At 72.4% G+C, this 22,998-nt stretch carries 16 protein-coding genes and 1 tRNA gene; 12 read left to right on the top strand and 5 right to left on the bottom strand.

All coding sequences use genetic code 11. The annotated features are described in order from the left end of the window. Positions 1–2 precede the first annotated feature (2 nt). The 7 genes from WME73_RS14185 (at position 3) to WME73_RS14155 (ending at position 11,653) form a co-directional block, all read left to right on the top strand. Complete coding sequence (locus tag WME73_RS14185) at positions 3–1,490, top strand: HD domain-containing phosphohydrolase (protein WP_437745990.1); 1,488 nt, start codon at positions 3–5, stop codon at positions 1,488–1,490. A 2-nt stretch (positions 1,491–1,492) separates the two neighbouring features. Next, positions 1,493–2,341 carry a lipoyl(octanoyl) transferase LipB gene (gene lipB, locus WME73_RS14180; RefSeq protein ID WP_437745989.1) on the top strand — a complete coding sequence of 283 codons (849 nt, stop codon included), beginning with the start codon at positions 1,493–1,495 and terminating at the stop codon, positions 2,339–2,341. A 148-nt stretch (positions 2,342–2,489) separates the two neighbouring features. Beyond that, entirely contained in the window at positions 2,490–4,739 is a 2,250-nt protein-coding gene (locus tag WME73_RS14175) for a hypothetical protein (RefSeq protein WP_437916032.1), read from the top strand. A gap of 154 nt (positions 4,740–4,893) precedes the next feature. Next, positions 4,894–5,592: a hypothetical protein gene (locus tag WME73_RS14170; protein WP_437745987.1), complete on the top strand. Its 699-nt coding sequence runs from the start codon at positions 4,894–4,896 to the stop codon at positions 5,590–5,592. 126 nt (positions 5,593–5,718) lie between these two features. Continuing rightward, positions 5,719–6,270: a hypothetical protein gene (locus WME73_RS14165; RefSeq protein ID WP_437745986.1), complete on the top strand. Its 552-nt coding sequence runs from the start codon at positions 5,719–5,721 to the stop codon at positions 6,268–6,270. Between the two features lie 161 nt (positions 6,271–6,431). Further along, positions 6,432–9,467: a hypothetical protein gene (locus WME73_RS14160; RefSeq protein WP_437916031.1), complete on the top strand. Its 3,036-nt coding sequence runs from the start codon at positions 6,432–6,434 to the stop codon at positions 9,465–9,467. Between the two features lie 92 nt (positions 9,468–9,559). Continuing rightward, on the top strand, positions 9,560–11,653 hold the full coding sequence (locus WME73_RS14155; RefSeq protein WP_437916030.1) for a S9 family peptidase: 2,094 nt from the start codon (positions 9,560–9,562) through the stop codon (positions 11,651–11,653). A gap of 78 nt (positions 11,654–11,731) precedes the next feature. Here the strand turns inward: WME73_RS14155 and WME73_RS14150 are convergent, their stop codons facing one another. Continuing rightward, positions 11,732–12,457: a hypothetical protein gene (locus WME73_RS14150; RefSeq protein ID WP_437916029.1), complete on the bottom strand. Its 726-nt coding sequence runs from the start codon at positions 12,455–12,457 to the stop codon at positions 11,732–11,734. A gap of 62 nt (positions 12,458–12,519) precedes the next feature. On the opposite strand from WME73_RS14150, the gene WME73_RS14145 reads away from it, so the two are divergent. Then, a complete protein-coding gene (locus WME73_RS14145; RefSeq protein ID WP_437745982.1) occupies positions 12,520–12,675 on the top strand; it encodes a hypothetical protein in 156 nt (51 codons plus the stop codon). Here the strand turns inward: WME73_RS14145 and WME73_RS14140 are convergent. From WME73_RS14140 to WME73_RS14130, 3 genes are all read right to left on the bottom strand, one after another. Next, positions 12,659–13,924, bottom strand: coding sequence for a hypothetical protein (locus tag WME73_RS14140; protein ID WP_437745981.1), 1,266 nt, complete (start codon positions 13,922–13,924; stop codon positions 12,659–12,661). The two genes, WME73_RS14145 and WME73_RS14140, sit on opposite strands and share 17 nt — an antisense overlap. Beyond that, positions 13,921–14,586: an RNA polymerase sigma factor gene (locus WME73_RS14135; protein WP_437745980.1), complete on the bottom strand. Its 666-nt coding sequence runs from the start codon at positions 14,584–14,586 to the stop codon at positions 13,921–13,923. The genes WME73_RS14140 and WME73_RS14135 overlap by 4 nt, the downstream gene beginning before the upstream one ends. A 1,050-nt stretch (positions 14,587–15,636) precedes the next feature. After that, positions 15,637–16,911 carry a leucine-rich repeat domain-containing protein gene (locus tag WME73_RS14130; RefSeq protein WP_437916028.1) on the bottom strand — a complete coding sequence of 425 codons (1,275 nt, stop codon included), beginning with the start codon at positions 16,909–16,911 and terminating at the stop codon, positions 15,637–15,639. Between the two features lie 344 nt (positions 16,912–17,255). Between WME73_RS14130 and WME73_RS14125 the strand changes: the two genes are divergently transcribed. Then, positions 17,256–17,394: transfer RNA gene (locus WME73_RS14125), tRNA-Arg, on the top strand. Between the two features lie 165 nt (positions 17,395–17,559). Continuing rightward, positions 17,560–19,191: a TROVE domain-containing protein gene (locus tag WME73_RS14120; RefSeq protein ID WP_437745978.1), complete on the top strand. Its 1,632-nt coding sequence runs from the start codon at positions 17,560–17,562 to the stop codon at positions 19,189–19,191. Positions 19,192–19,443: 252 nt separating this feature from the next. On the opposite strand, the gene WME73_RS14115 is transcribed toward WME73_RS14120, so the two are convergent. Then, complete coding sequence (locus tag WME73_RS14115; RefSeq protein ID WP_437745977.1) at positions 19,444–20,691, bottom strand: aspartate kinase; 1,248 nt, start codon at positions 20,689–20,691, stop codon at positions 19,444–19,446. A 377-nt stretch (positions 20,692–21,068) separates the two neighbouring features. Between WME73_RS14115 and WME73_RS14110 the strand changes: the two genes are divergently transcribed. Both WME73_RS14110 and WME73_RS14105 read left to right on the top strand, forming a co-directional pair. After that, the gene (locus WME73_RS14110) at positions 21,069–22,256 is read left to right on the top strand and encodes an ATP-binding cassette domain-containing protein (RefSeq protein ID WP_437745976.1); all 1,188 of its coding nucleotides are present in this window, start codon (positions 21,069–21,071) and stop codon (positions 22,254–22,256) included. Positions 22,257–22,261: 5 nt separating this feature from the next. After that, positions 22,262–22,996, top strand: coding sequence for an ABC transporter permease (locus WME73_RS14105; RefSeq protein ID WP_437535377.1), 735 nt, complete (start codon positions 22,262–22,264; stop codon positions 22,994–22,996). The last annotated feature ends 2 nt before the right edge of the window (positions 22,997–22,998 follow it).

Here is a 22,998-nt window from a genome sequence, read left to right as displayed (position 1 = left end):
GCATGTCCACGTTTCCAGAAGACCGCCCTCGCATCCTCGTCGTGGACGACGAGAAGGTGATCCGCGACATGCTGGCCGACTTCCTCGGCATGGAGGGCTACTACGTCCGCACGGCGGAGGACGGCTCCAGCGCGCTGAACGAGCTCACGAAGGGTCACTACGATCTCGTGATCAGCGATCTCAAGATGCCGCGGATGGGCGGCATCGCGCTGCTGGATGAGATCGGCAAGACGGCGCCGAACGCGCTCACGGTCATCATGACGGGCTTCGGCACCGTCGAGACCGCGATCGACGCGATGAAGCGCGGCGCCTACGACTACGTGCTCAAGCCGTTCAAGCTGGACGAGGTGGTGCACGTCGTCCAGCGCGGGATCGAGAAGCAACGGATGGCTGCCGAGAACATCCGGCTGCGCGAGGCGGTGTCGCTCTACAAGGTGAGCGAGGCCATCGCGGCGAGCCTCTCGCTCGACCAGGTGCTGGAGACCGTCGCCGACAGCTGCCTCCACGAGGTGTGCGGCGATCTCATCTCGACCTGGCTCGACGACGGCGAGGGCGGCTTCTTCGAGCGCCAGCACCTCCGCGGCCCCTCCATCCCGGCGGGCGCCGACCTCGGGCGGCTCGACCCCGCGCTCGTGCTCGATCACTTCCGGCCCGACGCGCAGCTCCTCGAGCAGGGCATGAAGGGGCTCAGGTTCTTCGCGGCGGAGCCGGCGCTCCCGCTCCAGTCGCTCGTCGCCGTGCCGCTCCGCATCCAGAAGCGGCTCATGGGCTTCCTCGCCGTCGCGTCGTTCACGCGGACGAGGCGCTTCGACGAGGGGCAGCGCAAGCTGCTCAGCATCATCGGCTCGCGCGCCGCCGCGGCGATCGAGAACGCGCGCCTTTACCAGGATCTCCAGGCGACGTTCCAGCAGACGATCGAGGGCCTCGCCAAGGCGATCGACAAGATGGACCGCTACACCTCGGGCCACTCGGATCGGGTCGCCGTCTACGCCGTGCTGCTGGCGCAGCGGCTCGGCCTCGGCCCGCACGAGATCGAGATCGTCCGGCAGAGCGCGCTCATGCACGACATCGGCAAGATCGGGTGCGTGCTCAACCTGAACAAGCCGGGCAAGCTCACGAACGACGAGTACGAGGTGTTCAAGCGGCACCCCGCCTACGGGCGCGACATCCTCGACCCGATCAAGTTCCTGCACCCGCTCATCCCCGGCGTGCACCTGCACCACGAGCGCTGGGACGGGCGCGGCTACCCGCTCCGGATGCGGGGCAACGAGATCCCGATCATCGCGCGCATCATCTCCGTGGCCGACACGTACGACGCCATGACGAGCGACCGCTCGTACCGCCGCGCGCTCCCTCACGAGGTCGCGGTGACCGAGATCGAGCGGTGCTCGGGCTCGCAGTTCGACCCCGAGATCGCGGCCACCTTCACGACGCACATCGAGGCCTACCGCGAGGAGCGGCGGGCGCGGGGCGAGAAGGTCCCGGAGTAGCCATGCCGACCACCTCGCTCCGCGACCTCCTCCAGCCCGCGAACGGCCAGACGACGGCCGTCGAGGCGCCCCGGCCGAGGCGCGCGCGCGCCGTGTGGATCGGCCGGCGCCGCTATGCCCCGATCCACGATCTGCAGAAGCAGCTCGTCGAGGCGCGCGCGCAGGGGCGGATCGGCGACACGATCCTGCTCCTCGAGCACGATCCCGTGATCACGCTCGGCCCGCGAGCGAACCCCGAGAACGTGCTCCTCGACGCCCGCGCGCTGGACGAGCGCGACATCGACCTCGTCGCGACGGGGCGCGGGGGCGACGTCACCTACCACGGCCCCGGCCAGCTCGTGTGCTACCCGCTGCTCGATCTCAGGCCGGACCGCTGCGACGTGCGCAGGTACGTGCGCTCGCTCGCGGAGGTGATGATCCTGCTCGCGCGCGAGCACCACGTCGAGGGCGGCGTGGTCGACGGCATGATCGGCGTCTGGGTCGATCGCGCCGCCCCGGAGGCGTGGGGCGGCGCCGAGTGGGCGCGCGAGATCGCGAAGCTCGGCGCGATCGGCGTGCGCCTGTCGCGATGGCTCACGATGCACGGCTTCGCGTTCAACATCGCGGTGGACCTCAAGGCGTTCGAGCTGATCGTGCCCTGCGGCATCCGAGAGCACGGCGTGACGTCGCTCCACCAGCTCACCGGGCGGAAGCTCAGCGTCGCCGAGGTCGCCCTCGCCAGCGCGCCGCTGCTCACCCGCGGGCTCGAGCTCGACGTCGCCTGCGTCGAGGATCTGTCGGCGGTCACGGATCTCGCGGGCGCGCTCCTCGCCCCGGAGGCCAGCGCCGCCGAGGGCCGGAGCGCGCCCTAGGCGCGCGCCGGCCTCCGGGGCGAGAGCGCGCCGACGTTGCGCGTCGCACGGCGCGCGCTCCGCGGGTGACGCCGGCGCCCGGGACGTGGAGCACGCTGCGTCGCGGAGGCAGTGTCGCTCGGCCGTGCCGTGGGCTAAAAGCCGTCCCGTGTGCGCGCAGCCCACCCCACGGCCCCGTGAGCGCGACGGGAGCTCCCCGCTCCACCGCGACGCATCGACCGCGCGGCCGCCCTGGCGGCGCCCCCTCGCCCTGGCGCTCGCGGCGGCGGCCGTGGCCGTGCCCGCGCTCGCTCTCCTTGGCCTTGTCGCGGCGATCCTCGTGGGCACGCGCACCGCCGCCGCGTGCCTCGCCTCGATCGAGGCGCCGCGCGGCCCGGCGCTGCCCGACTGCAGGCCCGAGATCCGCTGGTTCGCGCTGCCGTCGCGGCTGCCCTGGACCCACAGGGCGGCGAGCGAGCTGGCCGAGGAGCTCGGCGTGCGCGCAGCGATCGCCGACTACACCGACGCCGCGGTCGGCCGGCCGGATGGCGCGGCGCTCGTCGGCGCGACCGAGGCGGTGGCGACGGCCCAGGCCACGGTCGCCGCCGGGACCGGGCGCGTCACGTTCGATGAGCTCGGGCCCGCCTGCGGCGCGCCGAGCCTCGGCCGCGAGGCGGCGAGGCTCGGCGATCGCCGCACGCTCCTCTTGCAGCCGGACCGCTGGACCGACTGGCACGTGCGCGTGCACACCCTCCGCGCGGCGCTCACCGAGGGCGACCTGCAGCGCGCGCTCGCGATCGCCAAGGAGTACGCGGCGATGGAGCCCCGCGACGAGGATCTGCGCACGACCACCGGCGCGATCCTCTGCCTCGGCGCGAGCGCCGAGGCGAAGCGCGGCATCGAGCTCCTGACGCTCAACCAGGACGACCGGGCATCGAGGCGCTACGCCGGCATGGCGCGCAACTGGGGCGAGGTCCGCGCCGTCCTCGTCGCCTGCGCCGCCCGGGCCGGCGTGGAGCCTCCGCCGATGCCAGAAGCCCCCGAGGCCGGCGTGGCCGACGCCGTGGAGGTGCGGCTCGCGCAGCGCGCCCGCCTCGCCGCCGCCCGGAAGGACGCCGCCGAGGCGACGCAGCGCGCGACGCGCGCGATCCGCGACCTGCTCGGCACCTCGGCCGCGCTCGATCCCGAGGCCCGCGGCGATCTGCTCGCCGTCGTGCTGGCGAAGGACGAGGCGCTCGACGCGGCCGAAGCCGCCGCGCTCGCGCGGCCGGACGACGATGGGGACGAGCCCGCGGCCGGAGAGGCAAGCCTCGACGGCGCCCCGGCGCGCGCGGAGCCCCGCGCGCCGACGGCGCTGCCTGCGAGCTCGCTGCGCGCGCTCGACTGGCTCCCGGAGCGTGGGCTCGCGAGGCCCGTGATCGCCGGGTCGTTGCGCGCGCGCGCCGCCGCGCGCGCCGCCGAGCTGGCCGCCGCCCCCCAGCTCTCGCCGTCACAGGCCGACGCGCTGCGCGCGGCCGCGGGCGCGCTCGCGCTGCGCGCCGCCCGCGAGCTCGCGCTCGAAGGCGACGCGCCCCGGGCGGTCGACGCGCTGGATCGCCTTGACTCGCTCGCGCCGGAGGCGGCCCGCGCGCTCGCGCGATCGAGCGCGTGGGCCCTCGTCGGCCAGCGCGATCGCGCGCTCGACCTCGTCGAGCGCGTCGATCTCGCCGCCGCGCCGCCAGCGCTCCGCGCGGCCGTGCTCCTGCAGCGCGCCGAGCTCCTCGCCTCGAGCGGGCGCCGGCGCGACGCCGCGCGCGCGGCCGTGCTCGCCGACGAGGAGGCCGCCGCCGCGCGCGCGGTGGACCCCGCCGGCGAGGCGATGCCTGCCGGCGCGGAGCTCGCCCTGCTCGACGCGCGATCGCGGTGGACCCGGCTCTCCCTCGCGCTCCCTCCGGGCGACTCGCCGCTCCGACAGGGCAGCCCGCCCGCCCAGCTGACCGCGGACCACGCCGCCGCCTGGCCGTGGGTCGGCTTCGCGAGCCTCGACGCGCCCTGGGCGCGCGACGACCAGCCGGCGCTCTCGCGCGCGCTCTCCGCCTGGAGCGCCGCGCGCGACGCGCCGCCGCCCACGCGCCGCGCGCTCCGCTACGCCGCCCTCCGCCGGCGCGGCGACGCGCCGCCCGCGCTCGTCCCGTACGCCGCGCTGTCGGCCCAGCTGCTCGGCGACGGCGAGGGCGATCCCGAGGTGTGGCTCGACGCCTTCCTCGCGCTCGACGCCTCGCGCTTCTCGCTCCGGCGCTATGCATTCGCCCGCGCCGAGGCGGCGCGATGGCGTGGAGATGAAGGCAGCGCGGCCGCATGGCAACGCCGGTACGACGCCCTGCGCGCCGTGGCCTCCGACCCGGCCCGCGCCGAGATCGCGCGCTACCTCGGAATCTGACGCTGGCCGACGCTGACCGACGCCGACCGACGCCGACCCGCGCGGCGGGACCGCGAAAAACCTGGAGATCCCGCGGTCGCACACCTGGCGGCGGAGGGGCTTCATTCCTACGCTACGGCCTGGCTCGCGACGATCTGCTCGCGGGGGAGTCCTCATGTGTCCTCATTGCGGAAAGAACGCGCCCGTCATCCACCGCGGGCTCGCCGCGTACTGCACCGCGTGCGGTCGGGAGCGCCTGCCGTTCGCGGGCAAATCGGTCAGCCTGGCGGGGCAGCCGTCCAGGGTCGGCGGCGCGGTCGCCGGCGTGCTCGGCTGGTTGGTCCTGGTCGGCGGGACCGCGCTGGCGCTCCTCCTCGGGCTGGGCGCGGCCGCGCTGTTCCCGGGGTCGATCGCCGGCCTCGCGATCGGCCTGCCGATCGGCTTCGTCGCCCTCGCCTTCGGCCTGCTCCTCCTGCTGGGCGGACGGAAGCTCTCTCGCTCCGGGGCGAAGGCCTCGCGCGACGCACAGGTTCAGGCGATCTTCTCGCTCGCGTCGCACCGCCGCCGCCCGCTCACGGCGCAGGAGGTCGGCGTCGCGCTCGACCTGCCGGCCCCGGAGGCGGACGCCCTGCTCACGGAGCTCGCCAAGGAGCGCCCCGGCGACGTGGGCGTCGAGATCGGCGAGCGCGGCGAGATCCTCTACACCTTCCCCGGGATCTCGGGGGCGTCCGCCGTCCGCTTTTCCCGGCCGTCGCTCCGCATCGATCCGGGCGAGGGCGCGGCCGACCCCGCGGCGCGCATCTACGCCGACGAGTTCGAGGAGGAGGACGCGGGGGCGTCGCGGGCCCCGCGTCGGCGCGAGCAGCTCCGCTGAACATGTCCTGCGGCGCGCGTGCTAGCCTCGGCCGCGCGCGCCCATCGAGCGCCCGGCGCGCGCCGTCGTCGCCCTCGATCCATGGTTCGCCGCGGGGGCGCTCCGGGCTGCTCGCCGCAACCGACCATGAGATGCTCCCCTGTCGCCCTGCTGACCTCCGCCGCGCTCGCGCTCCTCGCGCTCCTCGCCCCCTCGCGGGCCGACGCCTTTGAACGGCAATGGCATGCCGGCGCCGGCGTCGGGTACGCGCTCCTCGCGGACGGCGGGACGTACCCGGGGATCGGCGGCAGCCTGCACCTCGCCTACGGGCTCACGGACGCCTTCAACGCGGTCGCCGAGGTCAACACCGCGTCCCACCCGGGGGGCGATCTCATGCTCCTCGGCGCGTCCGCCGGCGCCACGTACGTCATCGATATTCTGCAGTGGGTCCCCTACGTCGGCCTCATGACCGGCGCGTACGACAGTGTGCGCCTCGCGCCCTGCGGCTCGTCTGGCCAGCCGGGTTGCCACCGGGGGCAGTTCGGGGTCTCCATCCCGTTCGGCATCGACTACGCGTTCAATCGCGAGTTCGCCGCCGGCTTCGCCGGCAAGTACACGCTGCTCCTCCCTGGCGCGGGCGACGGTCCGGGGAGCTATTTCACGGCGTTCGCCCGCGCGGAGTTCCTCTGGGGATACTAGAGCAGGGTGCAGGCTCGTAGGATACGGGCTCAGCCGCGAGGCAGGCGAGCGAGGCGTACGAAAGTACGCCGCAGCGAGCCGAACGACGCGGATGATCCCGTAGCGCACGACGATGCGCCCCGCTCTGGGCCGTGTGCGCCTGGAGAGAGGAGGAGCGGACCGTGGAACAGCTCTGGCAGCGCATTTCCGAGGGCCGGCACACGGCCTTGCTGAACATCGTCCCCGGGGATCCGCCGGCACGGCTCGGGCTGCGGATCGTGCGCGTGCGCTGCGACGTCCCCGAGATGACGCTCGGACCGCTGCGCGACGCGCGGATCCAGATCGAGCGCCTCGCCGGCGGGGCGCAGCCGACGCTCGATCAGGCGCGCAGCCGCGCCGCCCCGGGGCTCCGGCGCCGCCTCCTCGGCGACGTGCACGAGCTGATGGTGGACGCCGAGTTCATCGAGACCGCCAACCGCCTCGCGCAGCGGGCGGATCGCACGTGGGCCATCGTGTTCGACGCGGTCGAGCACGCCGATCCTGCCACGCTCGACGTGCTGCGCCGGGTGGTGTCCCGCCCCGACGCGCTCCGCGTCGCGCTCGTCCTCTCCTTCCGCCTGCACGCGCCGACCGGCCCCGCAGGCGGCCTGGTCGACGCGATGCGCGCCGCCTGCGGAGCCGACGCGCTCCTCCGGCCGGCCGACGGCGCGATCACGCTGACGAGCGCGACCACGCCCCCGCCGCCGCAGCAGCAGGTCGCGGTGCGCGAGCTGCCCGGCGAGGTGCTCCGGGTGCTCCGAGCCGGCGCGATCGTCGGCTCGGGGTTCGAGAGTGAGCTCGTCGCCGCGCTCCTCCGCGTGGACACGCTCGACGTGCTCGAGGCGCTGCAGCGCGCCGCGGACGCGGGTGTTCCGGTCGAGGACCGCGGCGACGGGCGCTTCCATCTCCCGCAGGAGACCGTCGATACGCTCCGCGGATCGATCCTCCCGTCGCTCGCCCGCGTGTGGCACCGGCGGCTCGCGACGCTGCTCAGCGAGGAGCGGACCGAGCCGGACGCCCCGGCCGCGCGCGAGCCGCGCGCCGCGCTGGGCGTCGTCGCGGCCGATCACCAGGCGACCCATGCCGCGGCGGCGCCCGCCCATGCCGCGGCGGCGCTGGCTCATGCCGCGGCGCCGCCGACCCAGAGCGCGGCCATCCTCACGTCGACCGTCGAGCGGCACGTCATCGGCGGAGCGAACCTCGGCGTGCCTCGCGGCGACGACCCGACCACGAGGGCCGCCGCTGCGCAGGCAAAGGCCGGGGCGCCGCCGCTCTCGACGGCGCCGCCGTCCGCGTCGTTGCCCGCCATGGCGACGCCGCGCACGATGGCCGCCGCGCCCCCGCCAGCGGGCCCGTGGCCGTCGACGGCGTCACCAGCGGCCGCTTCGCCCGGCGTGCCCGTCGCCGGCGGGCCGACCCCCGAGGCCGGCGGCGCGGCGACCGCCGATGAGTGGGAGAAGACCGCCGACCCCACGCTCTCGGTGGTGCGCGGCGGGGTGCCGCGGGCGGCCGAGACGCTGAGGCCGCCGCCAGCCATGGCCCATACGGGCGGTGCGTCCATGAGCAACACGCGCCGCGCGCCGCCGCGCGTCACCCAGGACAGGCCCGCGCCGATGGCCCCCGCAGAGCCCGGCAATCCTGCGTGGCCCTACGCCGATCTGTTCCACCGCAGCCCCGAGAGCCGCCGCGTCTCGGAGCCACCCGAGTCCATCATGTTCGACGCCCCGCCCGACTCGCTCGACGCGCCCATCCCGGGGCCGATGCGGGTGCCCCGCGATCTCGCGTCCCTCGGCGGCGCCTTCCCGGACGAGCCGAGCCGCTCGGCCCGCGGGGCCTCGCTGCGCGTCCCTGCCGCGCTGTCCGAGCGATCGTCTTCCGGATCCCGCCACGCCTTCTCCTGGCCGGCAGCGACCGACTCCGTCGCCGGGCGCGCCGCGGCCGAGTCCCTGCGCGCCGCGGCGCCGCTCGGCGTGTCCATGTACCCGGCGCCCGTGGCGCCCGATCGCGCCGAGGCAGCGGGCGCCGCGAGCGCGGCGGCGCACGGCGCTGGACGCCACCTTCACGACGTCCGCGCGGCGGCGCACCTGACCGAGGCGGGCGAGCACGAGGAAGCGGCGCGGCGCTACTGCGCGGCCGCGGTCGAGGCGGCGGACATGGGCGCGTACGCCCAGGCGCTGAGCTACGGGCGGAAGGCGCTCTCCCTGCTCGACGGCATGCCGGCCACGCCCGCGCGCCGCCGGCTCCGCATCGGCGCGCTCGGGGGCATCGCTCGGGTGCAATGGCAGGCGGCCGGTCCGGACCCCGCCAGCACGCTCGCGGGCGCGCTCGAGGTGCTCGACGCCGCGCGCGCGCTCCTCGCGCAGGGCGACCCGCCGGAGCTGCACGCCGAGGTCGCCGCGCTCATCGCCGGCGTCTGTTACGACATGGGCGACGCGCGCTCGCTGGAGCGCGCGCTGGAGGAGCTCGCGACCGCGAGCCGCCAGCTGCTCGACGCCGGAGACGCGCTCGGCGCGGCCCGGCTGCTCAACGATCAGGCGGCGGTCCACGTGCGCATGGGCGATCCCGTCCGCGCGACGCACCTCCTGATCGAGTCGCGCCGGACCTTCGAGGAGCGGGCCCGGGTCGATCCGTCGGCGCGCGTCGAGCTCGCCGAGACCGACCACCTCTTCGCGCGGATCCCGCTCCACGTCCCCGCCCGCCCCGGGCGCGAGTCCGACGCGCTGTCGATGGGCCTCGACCACGCGCTCGCCGCGGAGCGCGCCTACAAGCAGCTCGGCGACACCCGGGAGCTCGCCCGGGTGTGGGAGACGATCGGCCGGCTGGAGCTCCGCAACGGCCGCCTCGACCGCGCGACGCAGCGCCTGACCGCCGCGATCGAGGCCGAGGAGGCGCTCGGCGACCTGCTCGGCCTGGCCCGCTCGACGGCCGCGCTCGCGGAGGTGCTCTCGGCGAAGGGGTTGCACCGGGAGGCGCTGGCGGTGCTGGCCGAGTCGATGGTGATGAACCTCGAGAAGGGCTCGCCGCTCGGGCTCGCGTACAACCGCCGCGCCCTGAACGCGCTCGTCCCGAACATCTCGCTCCAGGGCGAGGAAGCCGAGGAGCTGCGGAAGCTCGCGGCGCAGCTGGCGGCGGCGGAAGCGGCCCTCGGCCGCGCGAAGCTCCCCGGCGAGCCCGACTGAGGCGGGCCCGCGCCCCGCGGCCTGTTGACCTTGCCCGCGCCCCGCGGCCTTTGACCTTGCCGGCATGCGCCCGCTCCGGCGAAATGCGCCGCATGTCGTCCTCCTCGACGCAGCGCAGGCGCCATGGCGCCACGCGGCGCTCCTTGCTCGGCTTGCTCGGCTCCCTCGCCCTCTCCGCGGCGTGCGCGCCGGCCCCGCCGGTCCCTCCGGCGGCTGCGCCTCGGCCTGCCGCGTCCGCGCCTCCGGCGCCGCCTTCGCCCGCAGGACCGCCGCGGTCTACGCCCGCGCCGGAGCGGCCCGGGTACGCGGGGCACGGCGCGGCGAGCGTCTCTCCGGAGATCCTGGCGCGCTACGCGCCGCCTCCGCTCCCGGACGACGTCTCGCGCCGGATCCAGGCCATGCTCGACGTGCGCGCTCCTTCCGGAGGCGTCCTCGGGCCGGATGGCAGGGCGCTCTACTTCACGTGGACGATCACGGGGACGAGGCAGGTCTTCCGGCTCGACGGGCCGCAGCGCTTCCCGCTGCAGCTGACGGGCGGCGAGGATCCGACCGTCGTGGCGGACGTCACGCCGGACGGCGCGCGCCTCGTCCTCTCGCGCGACCGCAAGGGCGAGGAGAACCCCGGGCTCTACCTACAGGACGCGAAGGGCGGCCCGCTCGTCGCCATCCAGCACATGCCCGGCGTGCAGACGCAGCTCCAGCTCGTCTCCGACGACGGGCGACACGTTTACTATCGGGCCAACGACGTCAAGAAGGACGCGTACGTCATCTACCGGTACGACATCGCGTCGAGGCAGCGAGAGGTCGTGTTCGATCGCGAGGGCATCTGGCGCGCCGTGGACGCCACGGGCGACGGCCGCCTGCTGCTCGCGAAGGACGTGGGCTCCAACATGAGCGAGTTCTTCGAGTGGGCGCCTGGCGCGAAGGCCGCTCCGGGCGCCGACGCGCTGACTCCCCTCTTCGGGCAGGGCGAGCGCGAGGACTACAAGGCCCTGTACGGCGCGGCGCCCGGCGAGATCCTCGTGCTCACGCCGCGCCTCGGGGAGCACCGCCGGCTCTACAGCTGGAAGGCGGGGAAGCTCACGCCGATCTCGCCGGAGATCCCGTTCGACGTCAGCGCGTTCTCCATCGATCGGGCGAGGAAGAGGATCCTCTACACGGTGAACGAGCGGGGCTACACGCGGCTCCGCGCGCTCGACGCGAGGTCGCACCGCGAGATCAAGCTGCCCGCGCTCCCGGCGGCGGATCATGTGACCCCGGTCTCGACGACGCGGGACGGCCGGTTCACGACGCTGCTCCTGGAGACCTCGACGTCCCCGGCGACGGCGCATGTCCTCGACTGGACGACTGGCAGGCTTTCGCAGTGGCACGCTCCGAGCATGCCCGAGATGGCGCCGGGCGCATTCTCGGCGACCACGCTGGAGTCCTATCCAGCGCGCGACGGGGCGCAGATCCCGATGTTCGTGCGCCGCCCTGCGCGGTGCGAGCGGCCTTGTCCGGTGATCGTCCATTTCCACGGCGGCCCGGAGGTCCAGACCAGGGCTGGGTTCAGCGCGCGGGCGCAGATCTTCGTGGACGCCGGGTTCGTGTTCGTCGAGCCGAACGTCCGCGGGAGCGACGGTTACGGCAAGACGTGGCTGCACGCCGACGACGGCGCGAAGCGGCTCGACGTCATCACGGACATCGAGGACGCCGCGAAGTTCGTCAAGGCGAGCTTCGGCCACGAGGGCCGGCCGCCGAAGGTCGGAATCTTCGGCGGCAGTTATGGCGGCTATTCTTCGCTGATCGGCATGACCATGTTCGCCGGCGCGTACGACGCGGGCGCGGCCGTCGTCGGGATGAGCAACCTCGTGACGTTCCTCCAGAACACGGCGCCTTACCGGCGCATCCTCCGGATCTCCGAGTACGGTGATCCCGAGAAGGATCGGGACGCGTTGCTCAAGCTCTCGCCGATCACGTACCTCGATCGGGTGAAGTCGCCTCTGCTGATCGTGCAGGGCGTGTCGGATCCGCGGGTCCCTGCGGGTGAGTCGGTGCAGATCCAGCAGGCGCTGGAGGCAAGGAAGATCCCGTCCGAGCTCATCCTGTTCGCCGACGAGGGGCACGGCGCGCAGAAGCGGGAGAACCAGGTGCTCCAGTATGGACACCTCGTGCGTTTCTTCCGGGCGCACCTCGGGGGCGGGTAGGAACGAGCGTATTCCGGGTGGCCCGGCCCGAGGCCACGTGTCGGCGCGGGTCGAGCTCCGGCGTGAGCAGCGGAATCGTCACGCGTGCGCGGGCGCGCTGGCCGGCGGGCGTCGCGCGGCGGTAGCCACGGCGGCGGCGCGGGGGGCGCGCGGGAGATCGCCGAAGATCTCCGGCATCAACGACGTCTTGCCGTGGAGCCGGAGCACACACTCCACGAGGAGCTTCGCCGCGCGATAGGTGTTGATCCACTCGTCGCGCGCGGCCTTCATCGCCGGAGTCATGGTGCGGCGCGCGAGCCGGGTCTTGCGCACGCTCCGGATGAGCGGCTCGAGGGCGTCCCGGGAGCGCTCGAGGCCGGCCGTCCATGCCTCGCGCTCGGGCAGCTGCCCCTCGTGCTGCTCGAGCACCTCGATCGCGTGGGTCAGCGCCGCGGCGAGCGCCGCGGGGCGGCGGCGCAGCACGGTGGCGAGCGTCTGGCCGTGGAGGAGCTCGCGGGCCAGCGCGACCCCGTTGGGCCGCGAGGCGGCGTGCTCCACGAGGCGGCACAGCAGGCCGCGGCCCGCCGCGACCGGATTGGCCCGGCCGCCCCTCGAGCCGCGGGACGCGCTGGCAGGCACGGGAGCGGCCGTCGCGTCCAGCTTCGCCTTGCGCAGGGCCTCGGTCGCGGCGTCGAGGCGCGCCGTGACGGTGCGCAGCGCCGTCACGAACCCCGCGTCGACCGGCAGGACGAGCTTCTGTATCTGCGACGCGGTGAGGCGGCCGTACGTCTCGATGTCACGCTGGTAGATGTAGGGATCGGGCATGGGAGCGACTCCACGGCGCGCGGGCGCGTTCAGGGCGGGCGCCATCATACCTGTCGCCGGCGGTGCCGAGCTACCTGCGCGCAGCGACGGACGCGCCCTCGCCCGCCGCCGCGTCGATTTCACCCGCGGCCGCGTCGCTCTCGCTCGTGCCGGAGGGGATACGGAACTTCAAGCTCCGCCAGGCAGGCCCGCGACCGCTGCTCACGGGCAGCAGGTGAAGAGCGCGCTCGTGTCGTGCGCCTCGGGGCAGATCGCGGTGCCGGAGTTGTACCAGATGCGGAAGATCCGCTGCCCGACGTCTGCGCACATGGCGCTGGCTTCTTCACCGAGCGTCGACTGCGCCTGGCACACGTCCCCGTGGTCGATCTTGGTCGTCCAGCACAGGCGCGACGGAAGCGGCTCCGCCGCCGGGCAGCACGCATAGACGGCCCCTGTCGTCTCGCTGGGCCCGCACCCAGGGACACCCCGGTCGTACGTGAATTCGGTGAGATCCGCTCCCTGGTTGCTGCACGTGATGTAGGCCTGATCCTTCAGATCGCCGCTGTCATGACAGGTGAGGCCGTCGCCGAGCCGGCCGCGCCAGCACTCGGTCGGCTCGCCGTTGACGCACGTGTGCTCGACGCCGTGGTAGCCGCCGTCTCTACACGGTTCGAGCAGCTTGACGTCGCTGAGGACGAGGCCCTGCGCGTCGCACACCGCCTCGACGTCGCTCGTCAACTCCTCCGCGGTCCGGCAGCCCGCCTCTTCCTGCGGACCCGTCGGCTTCTCGTGGGGCTCCCCGGTCGCCGCGCCGTCCGCCCCCTCGGCGCTTCGCTCGCCCTTTTGCCCAGCCACCTCCACCGGAGCGCTGGCGCCTCCGGTGCCTCGGCTCCACGAAGGGAGCTGGCCGCGCGACGCGTGGAGCGGCGGACGTTCCAGGGCGTCGATCCACCCCGGGCTCGACGGGAGTGCGACGGCCGGCGGCGGGGGGACCGGGCTGCGGCCATCGGGGAGCTCGCCGGGACGCTGGCCTGCGGGCGCGTCGCGCGCGTCCGGCGGCGCTGCCGAGCTGTGCGGCGCGGGGGGCGAGGTCTTCGGCGGCGGAGCGAGCCGGCGGGGCGGCTCCCGGAGGAGCGGGGCGAGGATCCGGGGCGGCGCCGGTGGGTGGCCCTCGGCCGGCGTGCGCTCCGGGATCCCGCCGTCCGCGCAGGAGCGATCGCCGACGATCCCGATCGCGGGCTCGACGGCCGGGCTGCGCGCGGAGACCTCGGAGGTCACGGGGCGCTGGAGGGCGGCGCCGAGGGCGACCGCGGCCGTTCCGGCGGCGAGGGCCAGCGCGAGCGGGCGCCCCACGCGCCGGGCGAGGGACGGGCGTTCCCCGCGGAGCCGCGCGCCGAGGCGCGCCGCGAGCCGGGGCGATGGCGTCACCGCCGCGAGCCGCTCGTCGACCTCACGCAGCAGCGCGAGCAGGTCGCGGTCTCGCGTCATGGCCCCACCTCCCACCCGGCGTCGCGGAGCCGCGCGACGGCCCTTTGAATCAGCTTGCACACGTACCCTTTGGAGTGGCCAAGGACGCTCCCGATCTCCTCCTGCTCCTTGCCGTCGAGATAGAACATCGAGAACGCCACCTGCTCCTTGGGAGGCAACGTGCCCAGCGCCTTGAACGCCCGACGCAGATCGTCGCGCGCGATGGCCACCTCTTCGAGCATCGGGCGCGGATCGGCCTCGTCCTGCCCGAGCAGCCAGCGGATGGGCGCGAGTTCGAGGAACCGGTCCCGGCGCAGGCGGTTCAGGCAGCGATTCGAGGTCGCCCGGTACAGCCATCCTTCGAGGTTGTCTCGATCGGTCAGCGTCGCGAGCGCCTTCATGAGGTCGAGAAACACGTCCTGCGTCACATCCTCTGCCCAGGCCACGTTGCCGCGGCCGTAACGGAGGGCGAGTCGGTACACCAGGGGATGGTGGCGGCGGTACAGCGCCTCGGCGTCCAGCGCCCCTGCGCCCGAGGCCCGCACCCTGGACGCCGGGAGGTCCTGGGACGACATGGGAGCGATGTGCTCGGGCGGGTCGTACCGCTCGCCATCCGCGGGACGGGGGAGCAGCTCCTCGGCCCCGGCCCGAGGGCCGAGCCGGGATCGCGCGGCGAGGTTCACGGGAGCCTCGGCGCGAGGGACCCGTCCGCCGCGATGCACCATGAGCCGACCACGAGCGCCGTCATCTCGCACTCTACACAACCGAGATCGCCGCCGGTTTCCTCTCCGCGCGCCGGCGGTGACGATCGCGCGACCGAACCCGGGGACGCTCGCGGCGCGCGCCCCGCCGCGGAGCGCGCCTCCGCCTCGCAGCAGCTGACGCCACCCATGGCTCAACCGTCGGCCCGATCGCCGCAGCCGCCAAGGTCTCGACCTGGTCGAGCCCTCATCTCTCTCCTGAGCCAGAGGCCTCGACCTGACCAGCCTCTCGTGTCCGACCTGCCGCCAAGATCGCGATCTGGCCGAGCCCTCCTCTGCCGGCCGCCGCCAAGGTCGCTATCTGGCCGAGCCTTCCTCGGCCAGCTGCCGCCGAGATCGCGATCTGGCCGAGCCCTCCTCTGCACACCTGCCGCCAAGGTCTCGTCCTCGCGGAATCCTCCTCTCGAACCCGCCCCAGAGGTCTCGACCTCCCCGGGACACGCGCCACGACGCAACCCCCAGGTCTGGATCTGGGCGTTGCTTCAAAATTCTACCAAACCCCAGATCGTGACCCTCTCACGCCCACGGTGATGCGCGCCCGCCACGGTCGCGACGTTCCGGATCCCCGCCCTGCACTCGGGCGATGCAGCGCTGGTTCTGGAGCTCCTGCCCGACGCAGCCGAGGCCCCCTCCGCACGCGCTCCGATCCCTACGTCGTGATGCTGTGCGCGCCCCCTGCATCACGCCCCCGCGAGCTCGCCCCAGCAATCGACACAGTGGAGCTACGGCGCAGCAAGCAGAAACTCCCAGATCGTTCTCTGTGAGTCCTCAGGAAGCGTATGACCGAGCTCGTGCTGCCACCACACGTCCACGAAGCTGGTACTTCAAGAGCCACCTCGCCCCTTCCACACGGTGGACATGCCTCGCATCACCCGCAGGCTGCGGAGTGTACCACTGTCCATTCGATGGGGCCCTGACGTGCGAGGCGGCCCGAGCTCGGCGCCCTGGGTCAGCTCCGTCGAGCCGAGGCGCTCAATCGCAGCCCAGGTTCGCGCAAGGGTCGCAAACAGCGGGCAGGCAATAGCCGTCGACCACGACATTCCTCGCGCAGAGCGCGTCCAGCACGCTGCCGAACGAGCTTTCACCGGGGTTCCCCGAGAGAGAGACCTGCGCGCAGTGGTTGAATACGACGTCGTTCAGCGGAGACGCGTCCTCGATCAGGTTGTCCGACAGATCCAGCGTGACGATGAGCGGCACGCCCAGGAGGGGCGTGAGGTCGGTGATGGAGTCGGAGCGCGCCTCGATCCGCTCGAGGCCCGCGAGCCCCGTGACCCAGCTCAGATCCGCGCCGTTCGATCCGATCTCGCTGATCGTCACCCCCCTCAGCTGCGGGTAGGTGGCGAGCAGGGACGTGTCCGTCAGCGGGTTGCGAGCGAGCCCCAGGTGCTGCAGGCTGGGCACGCTCGCGGGATCGAGCCCTGCGATCGACGCGATGTGATTGCCGCTCAGGTGCAGGTTCGCGAGGGCCGGAAGGACCGCGCCGAGGCTCACGTCCTCGACCTCCGCGTCATCCAGGATCAGCGTCGTCAGGGAGTGGAGGGCCGGCAGCGTCGCGAGGCTCGTCACCTTGGTGTCGGTGAAGTCCGCGTTGTTCAGGCGCGGAAACCTGGAGAGGCTCGAGAGCTCGGCGACGTCGGTGTGGTCGACCGAGAGATGGTACAGGGCGTGTGTACCGTCCAGCCCTTCGAGGGCCTCGAGCGGATTGCCCGACAAGATCAGGTTCTGAAGCTCCGCAAGGTCCTTGAGGTCTCTCGTCGACGAGACGAGATTGTCCTTCGCGTACAGCGAAAAGAGCGCCGGGTGCCCGGAGAGCGCGCCCAGCGAGACGATCCGATTCCCGTTCAGGTGCAGGTTGTAGAGCCGCGGCAGGCGCGCGAGGACCGAGATGTCCTCGATCCGATTGCCCTGGAGGAACAGCTGCTCGACCGATTTGGCGCACTCGAGGCCGCTCAGGTTCTCGACGCCAAGGCCGGCGAGGTCGAGCACTTCAGGCGCGGCGGCGACGGCCGCCCCCGGGATCGGTTCGCCGGCGCCGAGGCCGAGCTGCTCTCGCAAGCCCGCGGCGAGCGCTGGATCCGGCACCTCCAGATACCCGTTGCAGCCCTCCGGAGCTGGCCTGGCGTCGACGCTCGCGCCGCCCGGAGCACCCGTGTCGCTCGACGCGTCCCCATCGTCGACGACGCTGGCACAGCCGAAGAGGGGAAGGCACATGGCCCAGACGAAGGAGCTCCGCGTTCTGGTGAGCATGAGGCGGCTCCAGCAAACCCGGTGCCGCCGCCAAGCACAGCCAATTCTGGCCGATCTGGCTCATCGGCCCGCCAAATGAGCCATCCTGCGCCATCTACCCTGTGCCAAGTCGCGTCCTGCTCGCTCGACGGGCGCGTTCCTCGGCGGCGCGCCCCTTTCTGACGCGAGGACCACGGCGAGCGCCCCGACCTATCGGTTCATCTAGGATTTTATCTCATGGGATAGGTCACGTACCGACGGGAGACGTCAGCGGCCCTCGCTCGCGCCCGTTCCCCCGGGGTTTCTGCGGTCGGCACCGGCCGAGACCACCTTGGCATCCGCCCTGCATACCCCCCAGCGTCCACGCCAGAGTAGCTCAGCGGTTAGAGCGCGAAAACAAACTCCGGACGGTGTTCTCCGGCGCGATGAGCGCCGGCAGTGAGATCCGGGGTTACTTCCCTTCTAAGGACGAGGTCGCGGGTTCGAGTCCCGCCTCTGGCACCAGGGCGCAGCGCGGCAGTGAGCGTCACGGCTCCTTCGTTTGAACACGACCAACCCCGTGACCACCATCCTCCGCGCTGCGCCCGCTTTCTCGAGCGGGGCGCACCTTCAACCTGCGCCCCGCTCTCGACCCCTCGCCGCGCGTGCGTCGAGGATGGAGGTGTCATCATGGCGTTCTTTCAGCATCTCAAGCGTCAGGACAAGCGCAGCGCCGACTCGCACCTGAACTGGATGGGCGGCCGCTCCTACGACATCGCCGATCCGCTGAAGCGCCTCCGCCTCGCGGCCTCGTCGTGCTTCTTCGGCGAGCCCATGTACTACCACCTCGATCCTGCGGATCCGCGCCCGGCGAAGGCCGTGAACGCGGCGAAGACGAAGGTGTCGGCGAAGGCCGCGAAGAAGGCGGCCGCCCGCGCGCGCCTCTCGGACGCCGAGGTGCGGCGCCTGCGCGAGACGCTCGGCGCCGTGGACCCGGCCGAGTGGCGCAAGCTCTCGCCGGCGGCGCTGATCGAGAAGGCCATCGACGAGGCGCTCGCGGCCGATCCGGAGGCGACGCTCGCCGAGGCGGCGCGGCTGCGCGAGGAGGAGCATCTGCGCACGACGCCCCAGGTCATCCTGGTGCGCGCGGCGAACACCGCTTCCGTGCGCGGGACGGGCCTCGTGCGCAGCTACGCGCCGCGCATCCTGAGGCGCGCGGACGAGCCGGCGGTCGCCCTCGCGTACCAGCTCTACCGCTTCGGCAAGCCGGTGCCGAACGCGCTGAAGCGCGCGCTGCGCGACGCCCTCGAGCGCTTCGATGATCACGCCCTCGCGAAGTACCGGCTCGAGGGCAAGGGGAGCAAGACCGTGGACGTCATGAACCTCGTGCACCCGAAGAGCCCCAGCGTGGACCGCCTCGCGAAGGGCGCGCTCCGCGCGACGGGCCGCACCTGGGAGGCGATCGTCTCGGCGCGCGGCTCGAACCGGTGCGCGTGGCGCAAGGCGCTGCCGGTCATGGGCCACATGGCCCTGCTGCGCAACCTGCGCAACCTGATCGCGGCGGGCGTGCCGTTCGACCAGTTCCTGCCGAAGCTCGTCGAGACGGCCGCGGACGGCAAGCAGCTGCCGTTCCGGTACTACAGCGCTTACCGCGCCGTGAAGGGCTGCGCGCCGGGCGCCGTGCTCGACGCGGTGGAGAAGTGCCTGAACCGATCGCTCGGCCAGGTGCCGTACTTCCCCGGCCGCGTGATGGTGCTCTGCGACAACAGCGGCTCCGCGCAGGGCACGACCACGAGCAGCCTCGGGACGATGCAGATCTCCACGATCGCGAACCTCACGGGGGTCGTGGCCGGGATGCGCGCGAGCGACGGGCACCTCGGCGTGTTCGGCGACCGGCTGGAGACCTTCGCGGTGCGCAAGCAGGAGAGCGTGTTCTCGCAGCTCGAGAAGGCGGAGCACCTCGCCCGCACGATCGGGACGGCGACCGAGAACGGCGTGTGGCTCTTCTGGGATCGCGCGATCCGCGAGCGGCAGCGCTGGGACTCGGTGTTCGTGATGAGCGACATGCAGGCCGGCCACGGCGGCCTGTACGGTACGCGGCCGAAGGACTACGCGGACTTCGCCTGGAACGGGCACTACATCGACGTGGCGAAGCTCGTGGCGACGTACCGCGCGCGGGTGAACCGCGACGTGCGCGTGTTCCTTGTCCAGGTCGCCGGGTACCAGGACACGCTCGTGCCCGAGTTCTACGATCGCACGTACATCCTCGGCGGCTGGGGCGAGGGGCTGCTGCGCTTCGCCGCGGCGATGGCGCAGGACTAGCGTCCCGTCCCTGGAGAGCGCGAACCCAAGGAGCGCAGCAGCGGGCGCCGAGTCCGCTGCTGCGCCAAGGACGGCCGAAGATGCCGACGGCAACGTCGCTCGGCCCGATGAGCTCATCGCTCGCATGGAGCGACGCCGTGCACCCCTGACGGAGCGATCGCGACACCATAACGCAACGCGCCGCCAGCCGCCCCACCGACCGGGTCGGGGGCCGCTCACGGCGAGCGCGTTACGACGCTAGCGCGGGCTTCGTCAGGCCTTGGCGCCGAGCCCGAAGCCATCGTGCAGCGCACGGACGGCGAGCTCGGCATACTTCGTCGAGACGAGGCACGAGATCTTGATCTCGCTCGTGGAGATCGCCTGGATGTTGATCCCCTCCGCCGCGAGCAGCTGGAACATCCGCGCCGCCACGCCCGCGTGCGTCCGCATCCCGAGGCCGACGATCGACACCTTCACGATGTCCTCCTCGTAACGAATGCTCACGGCGCGCACGCCGCTGGAGACCTTCTCCATCACGAGCTTCGCCCGCGGGAGATCCGCCTTGCCGACGGTGAACGTGACGTCGGCCTTCACCTCGCCGGAGGCGCCGCGCGCCTCCAGGCCGTAGCTCGGCGCGTTCTGGATGATCATGTCGACGCTGATGTTCTCTTCGGCCAGCGCGCCGAAGATCTGCGCCACGACGCCCGGCTTGTCGTCGACGCCGACGAGCATCACCCGCGCCTCGTTTCGGTCGAGCGCCACGCCCGTCACCGTCACGCTCTCGAGAGACTGCTCCTCGCTGACGACCCACGTGCCCGGCACGTCCGAGAACGACGACCGCACATGCACCGGGACACCGTACTTCATCGCAACCTCCACGCTCCGTATCTGAAGGACCTTCGCTCCCAGCGAGGCGAGCTCCAGCATCTCTTCGTAGCTGATCCGCTCGATCTTCCGCGCCGTCTTGCAGATGTTCGGGTCCGTTGTGTAAACGCCGTCGACGTCCGTGTAGATCTCGCACTCGGCGCCCACCGCCGCCGCGATCGCCACGGCGCTCGTGTCGCTGCCGCCTCGGCCGAGCGTCGTGATGTTGCCCGCGTCGTCCACGCCCTGGAACCCGGCGACCACCGCAATCTTCCCCCCGGCCAGCGCCTCGTGCAGCCGCTGGGCGTCGATCGCCTTGATCCGCGCCTTCGTATAGGCGCTGTCGGTCAGGATCTTCAGCTGGTGGCCAAGGAAGCTCCGCGCCTTGCCCCCCTGCGCCTGGATCGCCATCGCCATCAGCGCGGCCGAGACCTGCTCGCCGGTCGCCGCCAGCGCGTCCATCTCCCGCGCGTCGGGCACGGGCGCGATGTCCGACGCCAGCTTGAGCAGCCGGTTCGTCTCGCCGGCCATCGCGCTGACGATGACCACGACGTCATGACCGGCCTGCTGTGTGGCGAGCGCCCGCGCGGCCGCCCGCTGGATGCGCTCGATGGACCCGACGGACGTGCCGCCGAACTTCTGGACGATGAGGCTCACGCGAGGTGTGGCCAACTAGTCCAACACAGACGCCCAGGTCAAGGAGAAATTCGACCGCCGCGCGCGCCCGGCGACCCCGTCCTGCGCACGACATGTCGCGGAGAAATCGCTGCGACCCCGCCAAACCGGGGATAGCCCGGACAACCGTGCCCGGAGCAGCCCCGATCGCCGGGAATAAACCCCAGGTTCAACCGCTTCGGGTCGGCGCTGTTGACAGAGATCCACCCGCCGCTACGATGGCGCCGCCTTTCGCCTGGGTAATGGGTGATCCAGGGTGCTACAACGGCGCGCCCGCCGGCCATGGCGGGGGGGATCGCCAGGGGCGAACGACGGAGCCGGGCGCTCCGCTTCTCAAGGAACCATCTAAGGAGGTCATTTTGGCTAGCGATGTGATGATCGAGGCGAGCTCGCTGACCAAGCGCTATGGGTCGCTGCGCGCGCTCGACAAGGTGAGCTTCGAGGTCCATCGCGGCGAGGTCGTCGGCTTCCTGGGACCGAACGGGGCCGGCAAGTCGACGACGATGCGCATCCTCACCTGCTTCCTCTCGGCGTCGGCCGGGACGGCGCGGGTCCACGGGTACGACGTCTTCGACGACCCGCTCGATGTCCGGCGCAAGCTCGGGTACCTGCCCCAGCGCGCCCCGCTCTACGGCGAGATGAACGTCTGGGAATACCTCTCGTTCGTCGCCGACATGCGCGGCCTCGATCACTCGCTCTTCAAGAAGCGGATGAAGGGGATCGTCGAGGTGTGCGGCCTCGCCCAGGTGCTCGGCAAGGACATCGGCACGCTCTCCCACGGCTATCGCCAGCGCGTCGGCCTCGGCCAGGCGCTCGTCCACGACCCCCCGATCCTCATCCTCGACGAGCCGACGAGCGATCTCGACCCGAACGAGAAGGCGGAGGTCATCCGCTACATCAAGGAGATCGGCAAGGAGCGGACGATCCTCCTCTCCACCCACAACCTGTCCGAGGTCGAGGCCGCCTGTGCCCGCGCCATCGTCGTCTCCAAGGGGCGCGTCGTCGCCGACGGCCCGCTCGACGACATCCGCGCCAAGAGCGGCAAGGTCCGGTACGTCATCACCGTCCACGAGAAGAAGGTCTTCGAGGGCGGCGACGGTTACCGGTCGGGCGCGCGCAAGCCCCCGACGGCCCAGGAGGTCCAGGAGGCGCTCTCCGGTCTGCCCGGGGTCACCAGCGTCACCGAGCTGCCGACCGGCGACAGCGCCCACAGCTTCCAGCTGCTCGGCGCGCTCGGCGGCGACATCCGGCCCGAGCTCTTCCAGCTCGTCGTGCAGAAGGGCTGGCTCCTCCTCGAGATGCGGCGCGACTCGCAGAGCCTCGAGGACGTGTTCAAGGCGCTCACGCGCGGCGACGAGCGCAAGGACCGCGGCCGCAAGCTGATCACCGACGACCTCGACGACGAGGACGAGGCGAGCGCGCCGGCCGACGACGAGGACGACGAGGAAGAGGACGACGACAGCGCCGGCGACGAAGCCAAGGACGGCGGCGACGGCGACGAGGACGAAGGCGCAGAGGAAGAAGCGCCCGCCAAGAAGAAGGGCTGAACGGTATGAGCACCACCCTGACCATCGCGAAGCGGGAGTTCCGCTCCAACTTCGATTCCCCCCTGGCCTATGTCGTGATCTGCTTCGGGCTGATCGCGCTCGGCGTCATCTTCTTCCTGATGAACGGCGGCTTCTGGCAGGCGGACCGCGCCTCGCTCGTGCAGCTGTTCAGCTGGGCGCCGATAGGCCTCTCCTTCCTCATCATCCCCGTCATCACGATGCGGCTCCTCGCCGAGGAGAAGCGGAGCGGCACGCTGGAGATGCTGATCACCCTGCCCGTGCAGGATCACGAGGTCGTCCTCGGCAAGTTCCTCGGCGCGTGGGGGCTCGTCCTCGTGCTCGTCTTCTCGACGATCCTCTACCCGCTGATGATGTTCGTGTGGCCCTGGCACCTCGGCGCGCTCGACAGCGGGCCGGTGCTCTCGGGGTACATCGGCCTCGTGCTCTACAGCGCGGCGGCGGTGTCGATCGGCCTCCTCATCTCGTCGCTGACCGACAGCCAGGTGATCGCGTTCTTCATCACCTTCCTGGTGCTCGGCTTCCTGCACGGCGTGGACAACCTCGCCGACTACGCCCCGTCGCTCATCCGCGACGTCCTCTCCTTCATCAGCTTCGACACCCGCCTCACGCCGTTCGCGCGCGGCATGGTGTCCACCCGAGACATCGTCTTCTTCCTCTCGATCACAGCGGGCTGCCTCATGGCCTCGTTCAGGGCGCTCGAGCGCAGGAAGTGGGCGTAAGG

Source organism: Sorangium sp. So ce302, assembly GCF_051530145.1.
GTDB classification, from domain to species: domain Bacteria; phylum Myxococcota_A; class Polyangia; order Polyangiales; family Polyangiaceae; genus Sorangium; species Sorangium cellulosum_B.
This window is presented reverse-complemented; position numbering and strand designations above follow the sequence as displayed.